The 5953-nt window shown below is 66.1% G+C and carries 7 protein-coding genes and 1 pseudogene; 7 read left to right on the top strand and 1 reads right to left on the bottom strand.

Going from position 1 to position 5953, the window contains the following annotated elements:
• The 6 genes and pseudogenes from ABS88_RS23630 to ABS88_RS23605 all read left to right on the top strand — a co-directional run.
• Window positions 1-175, top strand: a pseudogene (locus tag ABS88_RS23630) (queuosine precursor transporter); the annotation flags it as partial.
• A complete protein-coding gene (gene argB, locus ABS88_RS23625) occupies window positions 172-1080 on the top strand; it encodes an acetylglutamate kinase (RefSeq protein WP_174531827.1) in 909 nt (302 codons plus the stop codon). The pseudogene ABS88_RS23630 and the gene argB, both read left to right, overlap by 4 nt.
• A 45-nt stretch (window positions 1081-1125) precedes the next feature.
• Window positions 1126-1425, top strand: coding sequence for a YggT family protein (locus ABS88_RS23620; protein ID WP_003041270.1), 300 nt, complete (start codon window positions 1126-1128; stop codon window positions 1423-1425).
• Window positions 1425-2330 (top strand): bifunctional methylenetetrahydrofolate dehydrogenase/methenyltetrahydrofolate cyclohydrolase FolD, encoded by a 906-nt coding sequence (folD, locus tag ABS88_RS23615; RefSeq protein ID WP_286750765.1) that lies wholly within the window; start codon window positions 1425-1427, stop codon window positions 2328-2330. Before ABS88_RS23620 ends, folD begins: the two co-directional genes overlap by 1 nt.
• On the top strand, window positions 2330-3004 hold the full coding sequence (locus ABS88_RS23610; RefSeq protein ID WP_286750764.1) for a hypothetical protein: 675 nt from the start codon (window positions 2330-2332) through the stop codon (window positions 3002-3004). Before folD ends, ABS88_RS23610 begins: the two co-directional genes overlap by 1 nt.
• The gene (locus ABS88_RS23605) at window positions 3001-3630 is read left to right on the top strand and encodes a MarC family protein (protein WP_003041264.1); all 630 of its coding nucleotides are present in this window, start codon (window positions 3001-3003) and stop codon (window positions 3628-3630) included. The genes ABS88_RS23610 and ABS88_RS23605 overlap by 4 nt, the downstream gene beginning before the upstream one ends.
• Before the next feature lie 58 nt (window positions 3631-3688).
• On the opposite strand, the gene ABS88_RS23600 is transcribed toward ABS88_RS23605, so the two are convergent.
• Entirely contained in the window at window positions 3689-4378 is a 690-nt protein-coding gene (locus ABS88_RS23600; RefSeq protein ID WP_003041261.1) for a YiaD family glycine zipper/OmpA-like lipoprotein, read from the bottom strand.
• Window positions 4379-4590: 212 nt separating this feature from the next.
• On the opposite strand from ABS88_RS23600, the gene ABS88_RS23595 reads away from it, so the two are divergent.
• Window positions 4591-5826 carry a hemolysin family protein gene (locus tag ABS88_RS23595; RefSeq protein WP_286750763.1) on the top strand — a complete coding sequence of 412 codons (1236 nt, stop codon included), beginning with the start codon at window positions 4591-4593 and terminating at the stop codon, window positions 5824-5826.
• Window positions 5827-5953 lie beyond the last annotated feature (127 nt).

Here is a 5953-nt window from a genome sequence, read left to right as displayed (position 1 = left end):
GATCGTCGACACGCTGCTGTTCGTCACCATCGCCTTTTACGGCGTTTTCCCGATCGCCAATCTGATGGCGGGACAGATGCTGGCCAAGGTCGCGCTGTCGATTGTCGTCATCCCGGCGGTGATCACCGGCCTCGTCGCGCTCGGCCGCAGCCTCGACGCGAAGACTGCGGAATGATGACGATGACCGATCCCACGACCATGCCCGATCTGCTGACCAAGGCCGAAACGCTCGTCGAAGCGTTGCCCTATCTGCAGCGCTATGCGGGCGAAACCTTCGTCATCAAATATGGCGGCCACGCGATGGGCGATCCCGAGGCGCAGCGCGACTTTGCCGAGGATGTGGTGCTGCTGAAGGCGGTGGGGATCAATCCTGTCGTCGTCCATGGCGGCGGGCCGCAGATCGGCGCGATGCTCAAGCAACTCGGCATCGAATCGCAGTTTGTCGGCGGGCTGCGCGTCACCGACGCCGCGACCGCGGAGGTCGCCGAAATGGTCCTGGCGGGCAAGATCAACAAGGAAATCGTCGGATGGCTCGCCGGGCTTGGCGGCCGCGCGATCGGCCTGTCGGGCAAGGACGCCAATCTGGTGCTGGCCGAAAAGGTCCACCGCACCGAACCCGATCCCAATTCGGGGATCGAACGCCACGTCGACCTGGGCTTCGTCGGCGAACCCGTCGCGGTCGACCCGACGATCCTGCAACGGCTGGCGGCCGACAATTTCATCCCGATCGTCGCCCCCGTCGCGCTCGGCGCCGATGGCGCGACCTATAATATCAACGCCGACACCATGGCCGGGGCGATCGCCGGCGCGCTTGGCGCGCGGCGTTTCTTCCTGCTGACCGACGTGGCCGGAGTGCTCGACAAGTCGGGGGCGCTGCTGACCGACCTCGACCGCCCCGCGATCGACGCGTTGAAGGCCGACGGGACGATCACCGGCGGCATGATTCCGAAGGTCGAAACCTGCGTCGCGGCGGTCGATGCGGGGGTCGATGCCGCGGTTATCCTCGACGGCCGGGTTCCGCATGCGATGCTGCTCGAAATTTTCACCGCAAGGGGTGCAGGCACGCTCATTCACCGCTAAGAGGGCCTGCAAGACCCCCCTTTACGGAGACCCGCCTTGCTTCTCATGCTCATCCAGATCGTCGACATCATCCTGACGGTCCTGTGGTGGTTCATCATCGCGCAGGCGGTGATGTCGTGGCTGATCGCCTTCAACGTCATCAACACTCACAATGACTTCGTGGCGCAGCTGTGGATGATGCTCGACCGCATCACCGAGCCGCTCTACCGGCCGTTCCGGCGCATCATGCCCGATTTCGGCGGGCTCGACCTGACGCCGATGCTCGTCCTGATCCTGATCATCATCATTCAGGGGCCGGTGCTGGGCTATCTCGCGCGCCTCGCCTATTCGAGCGGAATGGCCTGATGTCCGTCGCGACCGAAGCGCGCATCATCGACGGCAAGGCGTTCGCCGCCGGGCTGCGCGCACGCATTGCCGGCGCCGTCCCGGCGTTCGAAGCCGCGACCGGCCGCGTGCCGGGGCTGGCGGTCGTGCTCGTCGGCGACGATCCGGCGAGCGCCGTCTATGTCGGCTCCAAGGGCAAGGCGACGGTCGCCGCCGGCATGGCGAGTTTCGAACATCGCCTGCCCGCGACCGCGAACCAGGAAGAGGTCGAGGCGCTGCTCGCATCGCTCAACGACGATCCTGCGGTCGACGGCATCCTGCTCCAGCTTCCGCTGCCCGCCCATCTCGACGAGCAGCGCGCGGTGGCGACGATCGATCCCGAAAAGGACGTCGACGGGCTAACCCCGGTCAGCGCCGGACGGCTCGCGCTCGGCATCCCGGGCATGGTGCCTTGCACCCCCTATGGCTGTCTGTTGCTGTTGCAGGATGTGCTCGGCGATCTTGGCGGCAAGGATGCGGTGGTGATCGGCCGCTCGATTCTGGTCGGCAAGCCGATGGCGGCGCTGCTGCTTGGCGCCAATTGCACCGTGACCATGGCGCACAGCCGCACCCGCGATCTGCCCGATCTGGTCCGCCGCGCCGATATCGTCGTGGCGGCGGTCGGCCGGCCCGAAATGGTCAAGGGCGACTGGATCAAGCCCGGCGCGGTGGTCATCGACGTCGGCATCAATCGCCTGCCGCCCGAAGCGGGCGCGACCAAGGGGCGACTCGTCGGTGACGTCGATTACGCCAGCGCGGCGGCGGTGGCGGGCGCGATCACCCCGGTGCCCGGCGGCGTCGGCCCGATGACGATTGCCTGCCTGCTGCGCAACACGCTGGTCGCCGCGCACCGCCGCGCCGGCCTCGCCGATCCGGAGGGTTTCTGATGCGCCGACTGCTCCTTGCCGGGCTTGTGCTGACGACGCTCGCCGGTTGCGCGCCGCAGGGGCCCGATGCGCGCAAGCGCCCGCTAGCGGCGAATCCGAGCGGCTTTATCGCGGCGGAAATCGCCTTCGCGCGGCTGGCGCAGGAAAAGGGGCAATGGACGGCCTTTCGCGAAACCGCGGCGCCCGACGCGGTGATGTTCGTGCCGCAGCGGGTCAACGCCCGCGACTGGCTGAAGACGCAAAAGGATCCGGCCGAGGCGGTGCGCTGGCAACCGCACAAGGTGTTCGTAAGCTGTGACGGCAACAGCGGCGTGACGACGGGCGCATGGCAGAAGGGTCCGGCGCAGGGATTCTTCACCACCGTGTGGTCGCGCGATCCGATGAAGGGCGACATGCGCTGGCTGCTCGATTCGGGCGATGCGCTTGCGACCCCGCGCGCAGCGCCCGACTTCATCGAATCGAAGCAGGCGACCTGCACCGGCAAGCCGGGCGCCACGGTGACCGCCGCCGCGGAGGGTGACGATATGATGGTCGGCATGTCGCGCGACCAGACTCTGAACTGGACTTCGGTCGTGCGCCCCGACGGATCGCGCAGCATCACCGTGCGGCTGTGGGACGGGCACGAGATGACGACCGTTATCGATGACCGCATCGCGGCGCCGAAGCAGCCATGATCGACCTTTTCATATCGGCCTTCGTGACGCTTTTCGTCGTCATCGATCCGCCCGGCTGCGCGCCCATCTACGCCAGCCTGACGACGGGAGCCAGCGCGGCGCAGCGCCGGTCGATGGCGATCCGCGCGACGCTGATCGCCGGTTTCATCCTGATCTTCTTCGCGATGTTCGGCGAGGCGCTGCTCAGTTTCCTGCACATCGATCTCGACAGTTTCCGCATCGCGGGCGGCGTCATGCTGTTCATCATTGCGATCGACATGGTGTTCGAAAAGCGTACCGAGCGCCGCGAACAACGCGCCGAAAAGCTGATGGCAACGCCCGAGGTCGAAGATGTGTCGGTGTTTCCGATGGCGATGCCGATGCTCGCGGGGCCGGGATCGATTGCGTCGGTGATGCTGCTGGTGTCGCAGAACAGCGGACTTGACCGCGCGCTGGTGATTTTCGGCGCGCTGCTGCTCGTGCTGCTGCTGACGCTCGCGGCGCTGCTGCTCGCCGGGCCGTTCATGCGCTTGATCGGCAACAAGGGCGAGGCTGTCATCACCCGCCTGCTCGGCGTGCTGCTCGCGGCGCTCGCGGCGCAGTTCGTCATCGACGGGCTGAAAGCGAGCTTCTCGAGCCTCGCCTGACACGGAAAAGGGCGCCGCCTGCCGGCGACGCCCTTTCCATCGTCCACGGGAATGGACTTTATTGTGCGGCGGCCACGTCCGCCTGCGTCACCGGCGCGATGCGGATTTCGACGCGGCGGTTGCACTGATAGTCGGCCTGCGTGCGTTCGGGCGCGCATTTGAGCTGCGTTTCGCCATAGCCCATCGTCGCCATGCGCGCGCGGTTGACGCCGCGGCCCGCCAGATAGTCTGCGACCGACGCCGCGCGCCGTTCGGACAGCCCCTGATTATAGGTTTCGCTGCCCTGCGAATCGGTGTGGCCGTAAACGTCGATATAGGTGCTCGGATATTCCGACAGGGTCGAGGCGACGCTGTCGAGCGCGCCACGGAACTGCGACTTCACGACCGCGCTGTTGAGGTCGAAGGTCACGTCGCCCGGCATGTTGAGCACGAGCTGGTCGCCCTGGCGTTCGACATCGATGCCGGTGCCCGCGGTGCGTTCGCGCAGCTTCTTTTCCTGCTGATCCATATAATAGCCGACGCCCGCGCCGGCGACGGCGCCGATGCCTGCGCCAAGGATCTTTTCGGTCCGGTCGTTGCGTCCGCCGACGAGATCGCCGAGCAGATAGCCGCCGAGCGCGCCGCCGATGCCGCCGATCGCGGCCTTGGAGATGCGCTGCTTGCCCGTTTCGGGGTCGGTGACGCAACCGGTCAGCGTGAGCGCGCCAAGGCTGGCGACGGCCGCGAGCTTGATCGTCCTCTTGTTCATTTCTGGCTCCCTTTTTTGGGCATCGCCGGTCCATGCGATGCCACGACCACAAGGATAACATATGATCGCGCTTTCCGTTCCGTCATTCATGCTGAACGCTGGCTGAGCGTGCCGATGTCGTCACCATTGTGCAGCACCGCGGCTTTGGCCTATAGGACCGGCATGACCGAAGCTGACAGGGGCCGGGCGCGCCAGCGCCGTACGACCGCCCAATGACCCCTTTTCCCTGGTCGGATGTGGCGATCATCCTGATCCTTATCCTGCTCAACGGCGTTTTCGCCATGTCCGAACTCGCGATTGTTTCGGCGCGGGACCCGCGGCTGCAGGCCGCCGAGAAGCGCGGCAGCAGCGGAGCGCGGATCGCGCGTCAGCTTGCCTCCGACCCCGGCCGCTTTCTGTCGACGGTGCAAGTGGGTATCACGCTGATCGGCGTGCTGACGGGCGCCTATTCGGGGGCCAGCCTGGGCCAGCCCGTCGCCGAACGGTTGCAGGCATGGACCGGACTTGATGCCGACACCGCGCGCACGGTGGCGTTCGCCCTCGTCATCGCGCTTACGACTTATGCCTCGCTGATCGCGGGCGAGCTTGTCCCCAAACAATTTGCGCTGCGCGCACCCGAACGGATCGCGATCTTCGTCGCGCCGATGATGTTCTGGCTTGCGCGCATTGCGGCTCCGCTGGTCTGGCTGCTCAACAACAGTTCGGGTCTGGTGTTCCGCCTGCTCGGTCTCAAGCGCGAATCGGACGATCAGGTGACCGCCGAGGAACTGCATCTGATCGTCGCCGAGGCGTCGAAATCGGGCGTGATCGAGGAGAGCGAGCGCGCGATCATCTCGGGCGTCGTGCGGCTTGCCGACCGGCCGGTGCGCGAAGTGATGACGCCGCGCAAGGATGTCGACTGGATCGACATCACGCTCGACGCGAAGGGCGTGCGCGACAAGCTGCTCGAAACGCCGCACAGCCGTCTGCTTGAGCGGCTGATGCGCCGCGCCGCGGTCATCCACGACCAGATCGATGCGATGGACGCGCTTGCGGCGTTGCGCCTTGCCGAAGTGCCGATGCTGCTCGTTCACGACGAATATGGCCATTTCGATGGACTGGTGACGCCCGCCGACCTGATGTCGGCGATCGCGGGTGAGTTCGCGTCCGATCAGGATATCGGCAGCGAACCCTTCGTCGTCGAACGCGAGGATGGCAGCCTGCTGATCGCCGGGTCGATGCCCGCCGACCAAATGGCCGAGCGGCTGGGGATCGAACTCGACGACGATCGCGACTATGCGACCGCCGCAGGCCACGCGCTTGCGATCCTCAAGCATCTGCCCGAGGAAGGAGAGGCCTTTACCGATCGCGGCTGGAGATTCGAGATCGTCGATATGGATGGCCGCAAGATCGACAAGCTGCTCGTCAGCGAATTGCGCAAGCCGAAGGTCGAAGCCGAGGGCGATTGATCGGGGTTTGCGGCCTCAACGGCCGGGACTGAAATGGCAACTGGCCGTTTATCGGGGTCGCGTCGGTCCGACATGATGCATCACCGCTTCCGCGAGTTTTCGCTCCTCGCGGGTCGGACGGACCGGC

The sequence above is a fragment of the Sphingopyxis sp. SCN 67-31 genome, assembly GCF_001725095.1.
This window is presented reverse-complemented; position numbering and strand designations above follow the sequence as displayed.